At 58.4% G+C, this 16,090-nt stretch carries 20 protein-coding genes and 1 tRNA gene; 1 reads left to right on the top strand and 20 read right to left on the bottom strand.

All coding sequences use genetic code 11. The features are described 5' to 3' along the window. Positions 1 to 148: 148 nt before the first annotated feature. The 7 genes from raiA to kdsA are packed head-to-tail and all read right to left on the bottom strand — an operon-like array spanning position 149 to position 5,131. The gene (gene raiA / locus F8J34_RS00665) at positions 149 to 667 is read right to left on the bottom strand and encodes a ribosome-associated translation inhibitor RaiA (protein ID WP_297055320.1); all 519 of its coding nucleotides are present in this window, start codon (positions 665 to 667) and stop codon (positions 149 to 151) included. Positions 668 to 690: 23 nt separating this feature from the next. Beyond that, entirely contained in the window at positions 691 to 2,079 is a 1,389-nt protein-coding gene (rpoN, locus tag F8J34_RS00660; RefSeq protein WP_297055317.1) for an RNA polymerase factor sigma-54, read from the bottom strand. 8 nt (positions 2,080 to 2,087) lie between these two features. Then, positions 2,088 to 2,825 (bottom strand): LPS export ABC transporter ATP-binding protein, encoded by a 738-nt coding sequence (lptB, locus tag F8J34_RS00655; RefSeq protein WP_297055314.1) that lies wholly within the window; start codon positions 2,823 to 2,825, stop codon positions 2,088 to 2,090. Next, positions 2,809 to 3,261 (bottom strand): LptA/OstA family protein, encoded by a 453-nt coding sequence (locus tag F8J34_RS00650; protein ID WP_297055311.1) that lies wholly within the window; start codon positions 3,259 to 3,261, stop codon positions 2,809 to 2,811. The genes lptB and F8J34_RS00650 overlap by 17 nt, the downstream gene beginning before the upstream one ends. After that, complete coding sequence (lptC, locus tag F8J34_RS00645) at positions 3,254 to 3,811, bottom strand: LPS export ABC transporter periplasmic protein LptC (protein WP_297055308.1); 558 nt, start codon at positions 3,809 to 3,811, stop codon at positions 3,254 to 3,256. Before lptC ends, F8J34_RS00650 begins: the two co-directional genes overlap by 8 nt. Next, on the bottom strand, positions 3,790 to 4,323 hold the full coding sequence (locus F8J34_RS00640; protein WP_297055306.1) for an HAD family hydrolase: 534 nt from the start codon (positions 4,321 to 4,323) through the stop codon (positions 3,790 to 3,792). The genes lptC and F8J34_RS00640 overlap by 22 nt, the downstream gene beginning before the upstream one ends. Then, a complete protein-coding gene (kdsA, locus tag F8J34_RS00635; RefSeq protein ID WP_297055303.1) occupies positions 4,310 to 5,131 on the bottom strand; it encodes a 3-deoxy-8-phosphooctulonate synthase in 822 nt (273 codons plus the stop codon). Before kdsA ends, F8J34_RS00640 begins: the two co-directional genes overlap by 14 nt. Before the next feature lie 41 nt (positions 5,132 to 5,172). Here kdsA and F8J34_RS00630 point away from each other — a divergent pair, with 41 nt between their 5' ends. Then, positions 5,173 to 6,753, top strand: coding sequence for a radical SAM protein (locus F8J34_RS00630; RefSeq protein WP_297055301.1), 1,581 nt, complete (start codon positions 5,173 to 5,175; stop codon positions 6,751 to 6,753). Here F8J34_RS00630 and F8J34_RS00625 read toward each other — a convergent pair. From F8J34_RS00625 to F8J34_RS00565, 13 genes are all read right to left on the bottom strand, one after another. Continuing rightward, positions 6,730 to 7,296, bottom strand: a complete 567-nt coding sequence (locus tag F8J34_RS00625) for a PilZ domain-containing protein (protein ID WP_297055298.1) — start codon at positions 7,294 to 7,296, stop codon at positions 6,730 to 6,732. The two genes, F8J34_RS00630 and F8J34_RS00625, sit on opposite strands and share 24 nt — an antisense overlap. Further along, positions 7,293 to 8,060: an OmpA family protein gene (locus tag F8J34_RS00620; protein WP_297055296.1), complete on the bottom strand. Its 768-nt coding sequence runs from the start codon at positions 8,058 to 8,060 to the stop codon at positions 7,293 to 7,295. The genes F8J34_RS00625 and F8J34_RS00620 overlap by 4 nt, the downstream gene beginning before the upstream one ends. Before the next feature lie 3 nt (positions 8,061 to 8,063). Beyond that, positions 8,064 to 8,828, bottom strand: a complete 765-nt coding sequence (gene pomA, locus F8J34_RS00615; protein ID WP_297055295.1) for a flagellar motor protein PomA — start codon at positions 8,826 to 8,828, stop codon at positions 8,064 to 8,066. A gap of 80 nt (positions 8,829 to 8,908) precedes the next feature. Beyond that, positions 8,909 to 8,985, bottom strand: a tRNA-Pro gene (locus F8J34_RS00610). 12 nt (positions 8,986 to 8,997) lie between these two features. Next, positions 8,998 to 9,612: an RdgB/HAM1 family non-canonical purine NTP pyrophosphatase gene (gene rdgB, locus F8J34_RS00605; RefSeq protein WP_297055294.1), complete on the bottom strand. Its 615-nt coding sequence runs from the start codon at positions 9,610 to 9,612 to the stop codon at positions 8,998 to 9,000. Beyond that, positions 9,609 to 10,316 (bottom strand): ribonuclease PH, encoded by a 708-nt coding sequence (rph, locus tag F8J34_RS00600; protein WP_297055292.1) that lies wholly within the window; start codon positions 10,314 to 10,316, stop codon positions 9,609 to 9,611. The genes rdgB and rph overlap by 4 nt, the downstream gene beginning before the upstream one ends. Next, a complete protein-coding gene (locus F8J34_RS00595) occupies positions 10,306 to 11,202 on the bottom strand; it encodes a 4Fe-4S binding protein (RefSeq protein ID WP_297055289.1) in 897 nt (298 codons plus the stop codon). Before F8J34_RS00595 ends, rph begins: the two co-directional genes overlap by 11 nt. Next, complete coding sequence (locus F8J34_RS00590) at positions 11,199 to 11,339, bottom strand: hypothetical protein (RefSeq protein WP_297055286.1); 141 nt, start codon at positions 11,337 to 11,339, stop codon at positions 11,199 to 11,201. Before F8J34_RS00590 ends, F8J34_RS00595 begins: the two co-directional genes overlap by 4 nt. Then, positions 11,327 to 12,673, bottom strand: coding sequence for a phosphoglucosamine mutase (gene glmM, locus F8J34_RS00585; protein ID WP_297055284.1), 1,347 nt, complete (start codon positions 12,671 to 12,673; stop codon positions 11,327 to 11,329). The genes F8J34_RS00590 and glmM overlap by 13 nt, the downstream gene beginning before the upstream one ends. Beyond that, complete coding sequence (locus F8J34_RS00580) at positions 12,670 to 13,317, bottom strand: CdaR family protein (RefSeq protein ID WP_297055281.1); 648 nt, start codon at positions 13,315 to 13,317, stop codon at positions 12,670 to 12,672. The genes glmM and F8J34_RS00580 overlap by 4 nt, the downstream gene beginning before the upstream one ends. Next, a complete protein-coding gene (cdaA, locus tag F8J34_RS00575; protein ID WP_297055278.1) occupies positions 13,314 to 14,105 on the bottom strand; it encodes a diadenylate cyclase CdaA in 792 nt (263 codons plus the stop codon). The genes F8J34_RS00580 and cdaA overlap by 4 nt, the downstream gene beginning before the upstream one ends. A 12-nt stretch (positions 14,106 to 14,117) precedes the next feature. Continuing rightward, positions 14,118 to 14,942 carry a dihydropteroate synthase gene (gene folP / locus F8J34_RS00570; protein ID WP_297055276.1) on the bottom strand — a complete coding sequence of 275 codons (825 nt, stop codon included), beginning with the start codon at positions 14,940 to 14,942 and terminating at the stop codon, positions 14,118 to 14,120. Further along, the coding region (locus tag F8J34_RS00565; protein WP_297055273.1) for an AAA family ATPase at positions 14,932 to 16,090 on the bottom strand (1,159 nt) is incomplete at its 5' end. The genes folP and F8J34_RS00565, both read right to left, overlap by 11 nt.

The following is a 16,090-nucleotide window of genomic DNA, read 5'->3' as shown; positions in this document are numbered from 1 at the left end:
TTCGGTAAGAGCCTGCTCTATGCGTTCGACCGGGATACCGACCTCCTCGGCCAGGATTCGGCTCAGGTCGCGAAAAAACGACCACTTGTCCCGGGCGCTTACCTCCGGGAGGATACCCCGAGTACAGAGCAAGTGACTCAGTCGCATCCTACTCCGGAACCACCAGGACTACGCGTTCCCCGTCCCGGTAGAGGGCACAGAGCCGGTCTCCCTCATCGGAATTAAGAAAAAGGAATACCGGCCGACTTTCCCCGGCAAACTGGGCCAGGGCCTCTTCCACCGACATGGGCTTCAAAGCCACCCTCTCGATCAGGATTTCCGGAGGAGTTTCCTCGGCCGAAAGGGTCACCGGGGGAGGTTCCTCGCGCCGTCCTTTTTTGGTTATGCCCTTCCGCTTTTCCCGCAACCGTTTGATCTGTTTTTCCAGTACATCCGTCACCAGATCGATGGCCTCATACATGTCCTGGGTCTCCTCGCGGGCGGTGACATCCATGCCGTCCCCCCGGAGGATAACCTCGGCCTCCTGGCGAAACTTTTCGGCCTTAAGAATTACATGGGCCTCTACCGGCCCCTCGAAATACTTTTCCAGCCGGCCTATCTTCTTGCGCACGTACTCCTTCAACCCCTCCGAAGATTCCAGATGTCTGAAAGTGATGTTGATCTGCATAACCTCTACCTCCTGCCTTGGTATCAGGTTTTTCTCCGTTGCCGGGCCGGGGGAATACCCAGAAGATCCCGGTATTTGGCCACCGTGCGACGCGCTATTTTAACCCTATATTGCTCACTTAGCATCCGGGCCAGGTCCTGATCGCTATAGGGACGTTTGGGATCCTCCGCGGCAATGAGTTCCTGCAGATACCTTTTTACCGCCTCCGAGGAAACCGCCTCCCCTCCCTCTCTCTTGAGCCCCGAAGGAAAGAAGAACTTGAGTTCAAAGAGACCGTGAGGGGTTTCGGCGTATTTATGGTGGGTAACCCTGCTCACCGTGGATTCATGTACCCCCACCCGCTCGGCCACCTCGCGCAGATTGAGCGGACGAAGATAGGCCGGCCCCTTCTCCAGGAAGTCCCGCTGCAGTTCGGCCAGGACCTCGGCCACCTTAAGAAGGGTCTTCTCCCGCTGATCCAGACTCCGGATCAGCCATTCCGCGGAACGCAGACGCTCCCGAAGGAAGACCTTGGCCTTGCGGGGAACGGTGGGATCGGCCAGAAGTTTGCGGTAACGGGCGCTTATGCGCAACCGGGGCATGCCCTCGTCATATAGCCGAACCCGCCAGCGGCCTTCCTGGTAAAAAAAGATCACGTCCGGTTCCAGATAAAGGGTCACCCCTCCCGAGGAATAAGCCCGCCCCGGAAAGGGTTCCAGTCCCCGGATAATCTCCAGGGCCTGGCTTATCTCCCGGGGAGAGGTTTTAAGCTTGCGGGCCAAAAATTCCGGCCCCCGGGGGATATCGGAGAGATGATCGCGCACGATCTCCACCACCAGCCCGGAATCTATTCCCAAATAGGAAAGCTGGGCCAGAAGACACTCCCTGACCTCAAGGGAAGCCACCCCCACCGGATCGAAGTATTTGATTCGCTCCCGCACCCCCTCCACCAGCGCAACCGAAACCCCCAGATCCTGCGCGATCTCGGAGGGCGAAAGGGTGAGGTACCCCCTCTCGTTGATGTTCTGAATGATATACTCCGCCACCCGGCGTTCCGCCTCGGAAAAGGCGGCCAGCGACACCTGCCACAGGAGGTGCCCGTAAAGATCTTCCTCCTTGTGCAGACGGGCCTCCCAGGAAACAGGCTCCGCCTCCTCGAAACTGTGGGTGGGATAGGGAGAAAACTCCTCCTCGAAGAGATCCTCCCAGGACCCCTCCACCCCTGCCGGTCCGGTCTCGGCGTAAAGCTCCTCCAGGGAAAGATCCGAATGCTCGTTTTCCACCTCCAGCACCGGATTTCTCTCCAGTTCCTCCCGCAGATACTGCTCCAGCTCCAGCCGATTAAACTGCAGAAGCTTCAGAGCCAGACGCAGCTGCGGGGAGAGGAGAAGCTCCGGACGCTGCTGCAGATGGAGTTTGAGGTCCAGGGCCATGCGCCTTCCTACAGGGTGAAATCCTCTCCCAGATAAAGACGTCGCACCTCGGAATGGGTCACCACTTCCTCCGGGGGACCCGCAGCCACTACCCTTCCCTCAGCCATAATATAAGCCCGATCGCACACCGCCAGAGTATCCCGGACATTATGATCGGAGATGAGGATCCCCAGCCCCCTGGACTTGAGCTGGGCCAGAAGTCGCTTGAGATCGGAGACGGCCAGGGGATCTATCCCGGCAAAAGGTTCGTCCAGGAGGAGAAAACGAGGCTCCATGGCCAGGGCCCGCATGATCTCCACCCGGCGTCGCTCTCCTCCGGAAAGGGAATAAGCCTTCTGTCGGCGTAACCCTTCCAGCCCCAGAAGGGTCAAAAGCCGCTCCAGGCGCTCGGAAATTTCTTCCGTCTTAAGCTTCAGTTCCTCCAGTACCAGTCTCACATTGTCCTCCACGGTAAGTCTTCGAAAGACCGAGGGTTCCTGGGGAAGATATATGATACCCTTTCGAGCCCGTTTGTACACCGGCAGATGCCCTATGGGTTCCTGATCCAGGAAGACATCCCCGGTCTCCGGACGCAAAAATCCCGCCAGTATGTAAAAGGTGGTAGTCTTTCCCGCTCCGTTAGGCCCGAGAAGGCCTACTATCTCTCCGGGGGATACGTAAAGATCCACCCCCTTGACCGCCTCCTTTCTCCCGAAGCGTTTACGCAACCCCTGGGCCCGGAAGATACCCTCAGTCCGTATAGACATAGGCCTCCACCGGCTGCCCCGGCCCGGAAAGGACCTCGCTGCGATCGTCCTGGAAGTAAATGATAACCACCGCGCCGCGAACCTCATCCTTTCCGTGCCACACCCGGGGATGATCCTCCAGAACCAGCCGATCGTCCTTGCGGAAATAAACCGCCTTGCCCGAAAGGGACCGCCAGGGCCCCTTCTCTATGCGCACGTTTCCCAGGGCGATTAACTTGACCACCTCCCTTTTGCCCTTCACCGTTCGATAATAAACGTAAAGACGATCGGCCCAGATCCTGAGATCCCCTTTCCGGGCCTTCACCTTGCCGGAAAAAACGGCGATCTTTTCCTGTTCCAGGACCTCCATGTGTTGAGAACGGATATCGATCTGACTGGCTCCGAGGGGAGAGACCCAGCTCAGCAAAAAAAGCAGCACCAGAAGCAGTCTAGGCATGAAATTCTACCCGGCTCTGTTTAAAGATGCGCAATTTACCGGTCTTAAGATCATATTCGAACCCCACTCCATGAAGGACCATCCCCCGATCCTTGAGAAGAAGGGGCTGATCGCCGCTGAGCTTTTCCTCCTCCGGACGATAATAGAGGGTGCGGGTGTAAAGGGTGCCCTTGTTCGGGGTGTGGAGCACCACTTTTCCCTGAAAGAAAAAGAGCCGGCGGGAGAAGAAATAGACCCCTCGCCGGGCCTCCAGGTGCAGCCCGGCCCTTTCCCGGGAGACAATACGCGGATGGGTCATCTCCAGGCGGCTCCGGAACCGGTAGGCCTGATCCGCCCGGACCACCCAGCGAACCCGCCCCCTCCTCCAGAACACATACTCCAGATGCTTAAAAGAATTTTCGGGTTTAGGAGAGGTCTTTTCTTTCTGGTCGTTTTTTTCCTTCTTCTGTTCCACCGGTGGATTCTTGACCGGAGGAGCAGGCGAAGGAGGCGGACCACAGCTCACCACCAGCCACATTATTCCCAGAACTAACCACCAAAAACGCGCCATACCTCCTCCCATTTTCCCTGAGCCTTGAGCAGCAGATCGCACACCTCGCGTACCGCCCCCCGTCCTCCCGGATGCCGGGTAATATAATGCACGTACTCCTTCACCGGGGGCCAGGCCTCGGGCACGGTGATCGCAAATCCCACTCTTTTGAGTACCGGTATGTCCACCCAATCGTCCCCCATATAGGCTACCTCTTCGTCTCGCAGCCCTTTTTCCCGCAGGAGTTCCTGGTAGAGCCTTCCTTTCTCCAGCTCTCCCTGAATGACCGTTTCGATTCCGAGCTCCCGGGCCCGGAAGGCCACCGGAAGGGAGGTACGGCTGGAAAGGATGCCCACCTCCAGGCCCATCCTCTGAAGGAGCTTTATCCCCAGACCGTCCTGCACGAAAAAACTCTTTATCTCTCGGCCCTCGGAATCCACAATGATCCTCCCCTCGGTGAGGATACCATCCACATCCAGGAGCAGAAAGCGCACCCTTCGGGCCCTCTCCAGAACTTCCTTAGGATATTCCATGTTCCCTCAAAACCCCGTAAATATCTCGGATTACCGCCAGCAGGTGCGGAATATCGCTTAAGGGTAAACTATTGGGGCCATCACAGAGGGCCCGATCCGGCTGGGGATGAACCTCCATGAAGATACCGTCCACCCCGCAGGCCACCGCCGCCCGCAAAAGGGGAAAGGCGAACTCCCGCTGCCCGGAGGAGGCTCCCTGCCCTCCCCCGGGGAGCTGGACACTGTGGGTGGCGTCAAAGATCACCGGGGCCCCCAAGGTACGCATAATGGGCAGGGAACGCATATCCACCACCAGATTGTGATAACCGAAGGTGGTCCCCCGTTCGGTAAGAAAGACCAGCTCGGCCCCTCCGGCCCGGGCCTTCTCCAGGGAATATTTCATATCCCAGGGGGCCATGAACTGCCCCTTCTTGAGGTTAAGGGGCTTTCCGGTGCGCGCCGCGGCCAGGATAAGATCGGTCTGCCGGCAGAGAAAGGCCGGAATCTGAATCAGATCCACCACCTCGGATACCGGCTCGGCCTGCCAGGCCTCGTGGATATCGGTGGTTACCGGGACCCCCACCCTTTCACGAACCTCCGAAAGCCAGGAAAGCCCCTTTTCCATCCCCGGCCCCCGAAAGGAGGAAATAGAGGTACGGTTGGCCTTATCAAAAGAGCTCTTAAAGACATAATAAAAACCGTACTCCCGGGCGGCCTGGCGCATAAACTCTGCCACCTCCAGGGCCAGATCCAGACTCTCCAGCACACAGGGACCGGCAATCAGAAGGGGCCCCTGCCGTTCCTTTTCCCATTCCCGAAGATCGGTCATGATGTTTAAATTTTAGACGGTTCGGGGTAGCCTCTCAAGGGATGAACACCATCCGCGAAATCGGTACCATCCGCAAGAAATGGCGTGATCGTCTGCCCATAGCCCTGGTTTTTCCCCATCTTTATTCCGTGGGCATGGCCAATCTGGGGTTCCTGTCTCTGTACGAAACCCTCAATCGCGAGGAGGATCTGGTCTGCGAACGTTTCTTCTGGTCCGAAGATCTTTCCCGTTTGCGTTCCCTGGAATCCGAACGTCCTTTAAGGGATTTTGCCCTGGTTCTCTTTTCCGTTCCCTTTGAGGCGGACTACCCCCGGGTGCTGCAGATCCTTCTGGCCGCGGGGCTCCCCCTCGACCCCCGGAAGCGACACCTTCCGGTCCTGGCCGGAGGGATAGCCCTGTGGTTAAATCCCCGTCCCCTCTTTCCCTTTCTGGACGGTTTTCTTCTGGGGGAACTCGAAGCCCTGGATCGGGCCCTGATCGAGGCCCTGCGAAAGGGGGGCGAGAACAAACCTCTCCTGCTGGAGCAGCTTCGCCAGGTGCCGGGCTTTCTCCATCCCGAAGGGCCCTTTCCGGTGAGCATCGCCAAGGCCCCGGAACTGCGTCGTCCCCTGGTCTCGCATCTCCGTTCCCCGGAGGCCGAATTCGGGGAATGCCAGCTGATAGAGGTGACCCGGGGGTGCGGACAGGGGTGTCGGTTCTGCGCCGCCGGTTATCTTTATCGTCCCCCCCGGCGCCCCCCTGCGGACACCTTCCCGGAAATCTTCTCCGAACTGGAGTCCGGGGTCAAAGTGGGCCTGATCGGGCTGGAATTTTTGCCCCAGGAGGAGATCGTGGCCTTCGCCCGCGAACTTCTGCGCCGGGGACACGGCTTGTCCTTTTCTTCGCTGCGGGTGGATGCCCTGCGGGAAGAGCTGAGAGAGATCTTTTCCGCAACCCGCACCCTTACCCTGGCTCCTGAGGCCGGAAGCCCCCGGCTTCGACGCATCATCAACAAACGTCTTCCGGAAGAAACCATCCTTTCTGCGGCCCGCCGGCTGAAAACCTGGCCGGTAAGACGGCTCAAACTCTACTTCATGTTCGGTCTTCCCGGGGAAACCGAGGAGGATCTGAGGGCCATCCCCCAGCTGGCAGGGAAGATCCGGGAGCTTTCCGGAAAGGAGATCACCGTATCGCTCTCTCCCTTTGTACCCAAACCCTGGACCCCCTTTCAGTGGGCCCGCTTCGAGGATCCCGAAATTCTGAAAAAGAAAGCCCGTTTCCTGAAGCGACTCCTCTTGCGACAGGGAATAAAGGTGTCGTTAGAATCCATACGTATGGCCCGGCTTCAGGCCCTTCTCTCGCGCGGGAAGGAAGACCTGGCCCCTTTGCTCAAGGGACTGGCCCGGGGAGAACCCCTCTCCCGGCTCCTTAAGACCCCTCCGGCCTCCATCCGGCCCGTCTTTTCCGGATTTGAGCCCGGATCTCCGCTTCCCTGGGAGGAGGTGGTCCGCACCGGCCTGGACAGGGACTTTCTTTTCCAGGAATGGGAAAAGGCCCTTCAAGCCGAGGAAAGCCCGCCCTGTCCCTCCACCCGGAAATGCCGCCGGTGCGGGGCCTGTTTAACCCTTTATGGTTCGCCTTGAGGCCTGGATCTGAAGGAGCTGCTTGCGAAAGATGTGCTGCACCAGACGATCCCGATCCTCCTCGGTAATCCACACGAACTTGAAGGCCGCTTCTTTCTCCTCCAACCGGACCACCTCACCGTAGCAGCGGAGGAATTCGTACTCCGGAAGAAGCCCCAGGTCCAGCTCGAAAAGATCTCCCACCGCGGGTAGAGGCTCAATAGGAAAACGAATCCCGGCCCCACTGATATTGGCCACCACCTCCCGGAATTCCTTCAGGGCCTCGCTTTTCACCTCCACTAGGAGTCGATCCAGCTTAAGGGCCAGAATCTCCAGGACTTCGGCCAGATCCCGGTTCTTCTCCCGCAATTTCTGGAGATGATAGCTAAGCTTGCGGGATTCCCGGGGGGTGCGCAGGGGATCGATCCAGGGTTCCTCTTCCCCGGTGCGATATTTGGCTATCCGTTGCGCAAACTCTTCCGGTGAGATCCTGCGATACCGGATGAGGATGCGGTCGTCTATCCGGACATGTTGCCGGGCCTCGGAGGAATTTTCGGGATTCATTTGACCTCCCTGGGAATTATTTCCTGGCCTATTTTTCCGGAAAAAGTTTCCCGATATTTTAAAAGGGGATTTTTCTTCTGTAAAAGGATGATTTCCACCCGCCGATTGGCCGCCCGATGCTGGGGAGTGTCGTTAGGATAAAGGGGACGCGAGGGGCCGTAGCCCACCGCCGCCACCTGTTCCGGCAAGACATAACCTTTCTTGAGCAGGTATTCCACCACCGCCACGGCCCGGGCCGCGGAAAGCTCCCAGTTGGAACGATAACGCCCCCCTCGGGGAGGAGTGTTATCGGTGTGTCCGGCCACGATGATCTCTCCGTCGAAAAGCTTGAATACATCCCCCAGGCTGTCCAGGATACGTTTGGCCTGAGGAGTAAGGGTGGCACTGCCCGGAGGAAAAATCAATTGATTATTAAGACGCAGAACCACCCGGTCTTCCAGGCTTTCGATCTGAATCTGCCCCTTGATCAGCTCCAGTTTAACCGCGGATTTTAAGCGTTCCAGCAGTTCCTCCACGGTAAACCGGGTCTCGAACTCCCGCGACACGATGTCCAGCCCCTTGGGGATCTCAAAGACCACCTCCTCCCGCTGCACCCCGAAGGCGTTGCGCAGGGAACCGGCCACCTCCTTAAACTTGGCCACATCCATCTCCGAAAAGGAGAGCAGAAGCACGAAGAAACATAGCAGAAGACTCATGAGATCGGAAAAGGTGGTCATCCATTTGGGGGCGCCGCTTTCGCACTGATTCTTCTCTTCCTCGGCCATCTCTTACTCCTCGGAACCGGAGGCCTTTCTCTTCTTGGGCGGAAGGAAGGTCTGGAGCACCTCCTCCAGGACCCGGGGATTGAGACCCTTCTGGATCCCCAGAACCCCTTCGATAATGACCTTTTTACCCAGTAATTCCTCTTCCGAGCGCAGGGAAAGCTTATCCGCTATGGGAAGGAAGATGAGGTTGGCCATCACCGCTCCGTAGAGGGTGGTGAGAAGGGCCACGGCCATGGCCGGACCGATGGTCTTGGGATCCTCCATGGAGGAGAGCATCTGCACCAGACCGATGAGGGTCCCGATCATCCCGAAGGCCGGAGCCGCATCCCCCATGGACTTAAACATGTTTATCCCTACTTCGTGCCGCTGGGCCGTAAGCTGCATCTCCTTGGAAAGGACCTCCTCGATGAAATCGGCCTCGTGTCCATCCACACAGAACATAATGGCCTTTTTGAGAAAAGGATCCTCTATGGGCTGTTTTTCCAGCTTAAGCAGCCCTTCTCTTCGAGCAATATTGGCCAGAGTGACGATTTCCTTGATGATCTCTTCCGGAGGCTTGACCTTGTAAAAAAAGGCCTTCATAGCCACGTTTATGGACCCCAGCACCTCGTTGAGGGAAAAGCGAATGAAGGTGGCGGCTATGGTACCCCCCACGGTAATCAGGATGGAGGGAATGTTGATATATATTCCTATCTGCCCCCCCACCACGATGGATCCGGTGAGGAGCACCATCCCCAGAATCAATCCTACTACCGTACCGAGGTCCATACTCCCTCCTTAATCGGCAGACTATTCCTTTTATCGGACGGATCGTTTAGAAGTTTATCACAGGAAGGGGAAAAATTTACTGGTCGGGGCGGGCGGATTTGAACCGCCGACCCCCTGCTCCCAAGGCAGGTGCGCTGCCAGACTGCGCTACGCCCCGTACGGAAAAATTTTACAACCCCTTCAGAAAATCAGGGAGCATCTCCCGGAGAGCCGCCAGGGCCCGCCCCCGGTGACTGAAACGGTTCTTGAATTCCGGCGAGATCTCCGCGGCGGTTTTCTGAAAATTGAACTCCACCGGCAAAAAGATCGGATCGTAACCGAAGCCCTGTTCCCCCCGGGGAGCCGTGGCGATCAGCCCCTCCCATACCCCTTCGGCCTTAAGCCATCTTCCCGAGGGATGATAGACGATGATCACACACCGGAAACGGGCGGTGCGATTCTCCCAGGGCACGTTCTTCATGCGCTCGAGCAACTCCCGAATGTTGTCTTCGTCCGAGGCCCCGGGCCCTGCGAATCTGGCCGACCGGACCCCCGGAGCCCCACCCAGGGCATCCACCTCCAGCCCGGAATCATCGGCCAGGGCCAGATGCCCGGTGGCCAGGGCCCAATGACGGGCCTTAAGAAAGGCATTGTCGAAAAAGGTGCTCCCCACTTCCTCCGGAGGGGAAATCTCCGGAAAATCCTGGGCGGTAAGGATCTTAAAGGGTAACCCCTCCAGAAGAGCCTTTAACTCCCGAATCTTCCCCTCATTACCCGTAGCCAGGACCAGAACCTTGCGTCTCATAGCAGGACCTCTTTCTGTAAGGATATTAAGGTGGAAATAGCCTGATCCGCCAAGCCTTTCATCTCCTCCAGTCTATCCCAGGGGAAAGGCCCCTTTTCTCCGCTCACCTGGATCTCCACCCATCCCCCGGATTCGGCCCGGACAAAATTGGCATCCACCTCGGCCACGGCATCCTCCTCGAAACAAAGATCCACCCGCACCTCACCTTCCACAATCCCGCAACTGATGGCCGCCACATACTCCCGGATCGGGTCCCGGGCAAGCACACCCTTTTCCAGAAGTTTTTTTACCGCCAATTTCAGGGCAATGAAAGCCCCGGTGATGGCGGCGGTGCGGGTTCCGCCGTCGGCCTGCAATACATCGCAATCCACCCAGAAGGTCCTCTCTCCCAGGGCCGAAAGATCCACCACCGCCCGCAGACTTCGCCCGATGAGTCGCTGAATCTCCTGCGAGCGCCCCTTGCGTCCGAAGGTCTCCCGGGGAGAACGGGTTTCGGTGGCCCGGGGAAGGAGGGCGTATTCGGCGGTAATCCATCCGCAACCGGTATCCTTGAGAAAAGGGGGCACCCTTTCCTCCACCGATACCGCACACAGGACTTTGGTATCCCCCAGCTCGAAAAGACAGGACCCCTCCGCGTACTTGAGAAAATCCTTCTCGATACGCACCGGACGAATCTGATGAGGAAGCCTTCCGTCAGGACGCATTTCTTTTTTCTGTAACAGAAACCGGTATTCGGTCAAGCTCCGGTTCCAGCCCCAGGGATCTTTCCAGGGAGATGGCCCGGGCCGGACAGGTATTCAGACAGTTCAAACAGCGAATACATTCCACAGAATTTAATTCCCGGGGAATCCTCAATTCCATGGGACATACATCTTCGCACAGACCACAGAGCACGCATTTTCTCTCCTCCCAGCGTAACCGAAAGAGCCCGATCCGGTTAAAGAATCCATAGATCAGGCCCAGGGGACAGAATAGCTTACAGAACAACCGGTGATAGAGGATCACCCCCAGGAGCACACCCACCAGGACGGTGAGCTTCCAGTAGAAGAGGAGCCCCACCAGGGTCCGCAGCCCGGGTTCGGTGAGGAGATTGGGAAGGGCCGCCTCCAGGGTTCCCGCCGGACAAAATATCCGGCAGAACCATACCTCTCCATAGCCGGTGGGACCGCGCAGGGCCAGGGGAAGAAAAAGGACCAGGATCAGAAGAAACCCCCATTTAAAGTATCGCAGCCCCCGGGGGAGAATTATCTTGGGACCCGGGAGTCGATACAGCCATTCCTGGAGGAAACCGAAGGGACAGATCCAGCCGCACACGAAACGCCCCAGGAGAAGTCCGTAAAGCAGGAGGGTGCCCAGGGCGTAGAGTCCGGCCTCCAGAGCCACCCGGGGCAGGGCCCGCAGGGAGGCCATTACGTGCTGAAGGATCCCCAGAGGACAGGCCATTACCGCCAGGGGGCAGGAGTAACAGTTCAGACCGGGAAAACAGAGATTTTTCCAACGCCCGGTGTAAATTCCTCCGTGGAGGAAAAAACCCAGATAGGAATTGGCCCACACCGCGGATAGAAACTGAAAGAAAGGACGCCGTTTCATTGAAGACCTATGCAGGAGAGACAGAGGGTAGCCGCCCGAAAATGGACGAACTTAAACCCCTGGAGCACGATCCCGCTTCCCAGCATCGCCGCCGCCACCCACCACAGATAAAAGGGTATTCTCTTTAACCTAGACACTTTTCCAGATAAGAAGCCAGTTCGTCGGCCAGGGTTTCGATCAATTGCTGATCCTCCCCTTCCACCATCACCCGATATTTGGGTTCGGTGCCGGAGGGACGCACCAGGACCCGCCCCTTGTCGCCCAGGATCTCCCGGGCCCGACGCATTCGCTCCGAAAAGCCTTCTATCTCCTCCGGAGGCCTCTTTTCCCTCACCCGGACACTCCTGATTACCTGGGGGACCCGATCAAAAAGGTTCAGGATCTCCGAGGCGGGCTCTTCCTTCTGCCGCATGACCGCCAGCACCCGCAGAGCGGTAAGGATGCCGTCCCCGGTGGTACTCTGGTCGAGGAAGACGATGTGTCCGGATTGTTCTCCCCCCAGGCGGAGCCCTTCCTCGCGCATCTTTTCCACCACGTACCGATCCCCTACCTGGGTACGGATTACCTCAATACCCTCGGCCTTCAGGAAACGCTCCAGCCCCAGATTGCTCATCACCGTGACCGCTACCGCATTTCCCCAGAGTTCGCCCCGTTGTTTCAGGTCCCGGGCCAGATAGGCCAGGAGATGGTCGCCGTCGAGGATCCTTCCCTTTTCGTCCACCATCACCAGCCGATCCCCGTCTCCATCGAAGGCCAACCCCACTTCGGCACCCTCCTCCAGCACCTTCTTCTGGAGGGCCTGGGGATAAAGGGCTCCGCATTCCTGATTGATATTCAAACCGTCCGGGGAACAGCCCAGGCGGATCACCCGGGCCCCGAGTTCTTCCAGGATCTCCGGCGCCACCCGATAGGTGGCCCCGTGGGCACAATCCACCACTATCCGCATACCCTCCAGATCCATCTTTTCCGGAAAGGCCCGTTTGAGATAGACCATATACCGGCCCCGGGCGTCCTCGATGCGGTAGGCCCTGCCGATGCCCTCTCCCCGGGAGCGGGCCTGGTCCAGAACGGAGGAATTCAGGAGCTCCTCGATACGCTCCTCCTGCTCGTCGGGAAGCTTGAATCCGTCGGCGGCAAAGATCTTGATTCCGTTATCATAAAAAGGATTGTGCGAGGCGGAGATCATCACCCCGGCTTCGGCCCGGAGATCACGGGTAAGGAAAGCCACCGCCGGCGTGGGCAAAGGCCCCACCAGCCAGGCCTCGGCTCCCATGGAAAGGACCCCGGAAGCCAGGGCCATTTCCAGCATGTAGCCGGAAAGACGGGTATCCTTGCCGATGATGATCCGGCGATGACGCCCCTGATTCCGGAAAAGATACCCCACCGCCATGCCCACCCGGAGGGCCACCTCCGGGGTCATGGGATACTGATTGGCCTCGCCGCGAATACCGTCGGTGCCGAAAAGCTTCACCCTCCCCTCCGAAGATAGACTTGTACCTGCACCTTATCAGGACTTATATGCATGACTCCTTCGGGAATTTCAAGGGGTACCCGCACCTCAAAGGACTCCTTCCGGTGGGAAAGATCTATGGGGTAGGTGGAAAGGGCCTGAAGACGGGCCAGCACGCTGCGAGCCCCCTTTACCCTTACACTGGGAGGTGAAACCCTCACCCGGTCGAGCACATACCCCTTTTCCGGCTGTCCCTGAAACTGGGGTACCACCTTGATCCACTTGATTACCACCCGATCCAGAAGGACTTCCACCCGGGAAGGTTGCACCTCCTCCACCTGAAGTCCGGAGGGAAGAGGAACCTGATCCGGGGTAAGCCTGATCACCTGAAGCCCCGGTCGCAGATGGGAAAGGTCGAGAACGATGATTCGTGGGCGATCGGGAAGGGCCCGGAAGAGACTGCGGGGCCCGATCACCTTCACCTTCACCGTGGAGGGCTCGCACCGCAGGAGCACCGTGCGTGGGGGAAGGTCGCGACAGATGATCCGGGCGGGGATTTCCCGGGAAACCTTATCCTGGAGGGCCACAAAGAACCAGAGCAGGGTGGCAAAAAATACGGCGGTGAGCTTGAGAAAGAAATCCTCGTACTTCTTAAAAAGCCTCATTTGAAGATCTTCCTCCTCCACCAGGGTTCCACGGAATGGAACCCCAGCAATTCGGAAAGCATCCGGCGCAGGGTGGCCGGGGAGATCTCACGGGTAATTTTACCCCCTACGGCCAGGGACACCGCCCCGGTCTCCTCGGAGACCACCACCGAGACGGCATCCGTGACCTCGGTGATGCCTATGGCCGCCCGATGGCGTGTGCCCAGACCACGCCCCACCATGGGATTGGTGGAAAGGGGAAGGATCACCCCTGCCGCCACGACCTTGTTCTCGCGGATGATCACCGCTCCATCGTGGAGGGGAGAAAAGGGATGAAAGATACTCAGGAGAAGATCCCGGCTTACCCGGGCTTCCAGAGGGGTTCCGGATTCCACAAACTCGTTGAGACCGGTCTCCCGTTCGAAAACGATCAGGGCCCCGATCTTCTTCTCGGCCATGGTGGCTACCGCCTTAACCACCTCCTCGATCACCTGAGAATACTCGGTCTGGACCTTGACAAAGGGGGAACGCCCCATGTGCATGAGGGCCCGGCGGATGTCTTCCTGAAAGATGATCACCACCACCAGAAAGATGGAGGACATGAAGGTCCCCAGCAACCAGTGCAGGGTGAGGAGCTGGAGGTGTTCGGCCACAAAATACATGACCACGATCACCGCCAGCCCGGCCACCATCTGGACGGCCCGGGTCCCCCGAATGAGGAGCAGGAGACGGTAAAAAAGATAGGACACAATGGAAATATCCAGCAGATCCTGCCAGCGCAAAAATTTCCAAAAGGGCCAGAGATGCATGAAAAACCAACCTTACCTGAGATATTCGATTACCCTGAGGGCCTCCCGACACCAGGCCACATTGTGGACCCGCACCAGGTCCACCCCGGCCAGGGCCAGATATACCACCACCGCCACGGTCCCCAGATCCCGTTCCCGGGGCTCCTTCTTGAGGATCTCCCCCAGAAAGGCCTTGCGCGAGGGACCGTAAAGTAAAGGATATCCCAGTTCTCGAAAAAACGACACCGCTTTCAGGAGCTCCAGATTGTGCGCAAAGGTCTTGCCGAACCCTATACCCGGATCCAGAATGATGGCCTCCCGCGGAACCCCCAGCGCATGAACCTTCTCCGCCCTTTCCCGAAGAAAATCCCGGATCTCTCCCCGTAGATCCTCATAGCGAGGGTCAAGTTGCATGGTCTGAGGGGTGCCTTTCATGTGCATGAGCACCACCGGGGGGCGGTGGCGCCGAATCACCTCGGCCATCCGCGGATCAAAACGCAGGGCACTCACGTCGTTTATTATGTCGGCCCCGGCGGAAAGGGCCTCCTCCGCCACCCGGGCCTTATACGTATCCACGGAAATGGGGATCTCGGGAAACCTGCGACGCACCGCTTCGATCACCGGAATCACCCGCCGGAGTTCCTCCTCCTCGGGCACCGGTTGAGCAAAGGGACGGGTAGATTCCCCCCCTATATCCAGGATGTCGGCTCCGTCCTCGATCAAACGTTCGGCCTGCCGCAGGGCGGCCTCGGGCTTAACGTAATACCCCCCGTCGGAAAAAGAGTCCGGCGTTACATTGAGGATACCCATAATGTAAGTCTTCTTGCCCCAGGAAAAATCCCTGCCTCTAATCCTCATCGATCCTGATATCCCCGAGGGGCTCAACATCCCGAAGGAGTTCCTTGAGGGTCTCTCCGTCGATGGTCTCTTCCTCGAGAAGGGCTTCGGCCAGAAGATGGAGATATTTAATATAGCGGGCCAGGATTTCGCAATCCTTGGTGTAACAGCGATGGATAATCCGGCGAATTTCCTCGTCGATCTCCTGCGCGGTCTTTTCGCTATAAGCCCGTATATCCGCCGGATTACGGTTTACATAGCCGGGCTCACGTTGGGGGAAGACCAGGGGCCCCAGACGTTTGCTCATCCCCCATTCGCAAACCATCTTCCGGGCGATCTCCGTAGCCTTCTCCAGGTCGTCCCCGGCCCCGGTGGAGGCCTCCCCGAAAACATACTCTTCGGCCACCCGGCCTCCCAGAAGGGTCATGATCCGTTTCAGGAGGTATTCCCTGGAATATACATGGCGTTCGTCCACCGGCAGCTGCTGCACTACCCCCAGGGTGTGGGAGCGGGGAATGATGGAGATCTTGTAAATGGGGTCCATACCCGGCAGGAGATAGGCGATGAGGGCATGCCCCGCCTCGTGATAGGCGGCCAGTTGTTTCTCCTCCTCGCTGATGATGATCCCTTTGCGCTCCCGGCCGAGGAGGATCTTGTCCTTGGCCTTTTCTATATCCTCCAGATCTACCCGTTCCTTTCCGGATCGGGCGGCCAGAATGGCGGCCTCATTCAGGAGGTTGGCCAGATCCGCTCCGGTAAATCCGGGCGTGCTTTTGGCCAATCGGGTCAGATCTACGTCCTCGGCCAGCTGGATCTTGCGGGCATGGACCCGGAGAATGGCCTCCCGCCCCTTGAGATCCGGAGGCGGAACGGTGATCCGACGATCGAAACGACCGGGACGCAGGAGGGCCGGATCCAATATGTCCGGACGATTGGTAGCTGCCACCACGATGATCCCTTCCTGGGAATCGAAACCGTCCATCTCCACCAGAAGCTGATTGAGGGTCTGCTCTCTTTCCTCGTGCCCCCCGCCGGCTCCGGCCACCCGGTGACGCCCCACCGCGTCGATCTCGTCGATGAAGATGATACAGGGGCTATGTTTCTTGGCCTGGGCAAAGAGATCCCTTACCCGCGCCGCCCCCACCCCCACGAACATCTCCACAAAGTCC

Origin of the sequence: Thermosulfurimonas sp. (assembly GCF_015491435.1) — a bacterium.
In the GTDB taxonomy this organism is placed as follows: Bacteria; Desulfobacterota; Thermodesulfobacteria; order Thermodesulfobacteriales; family Thermodesulfobacteriaceae; genus Thermosulfurimonas_A.
Note: the sequence above shows the minus strand (reverse complement) of the source record. Positions and strands in the feature narration are given on the sequence as shown.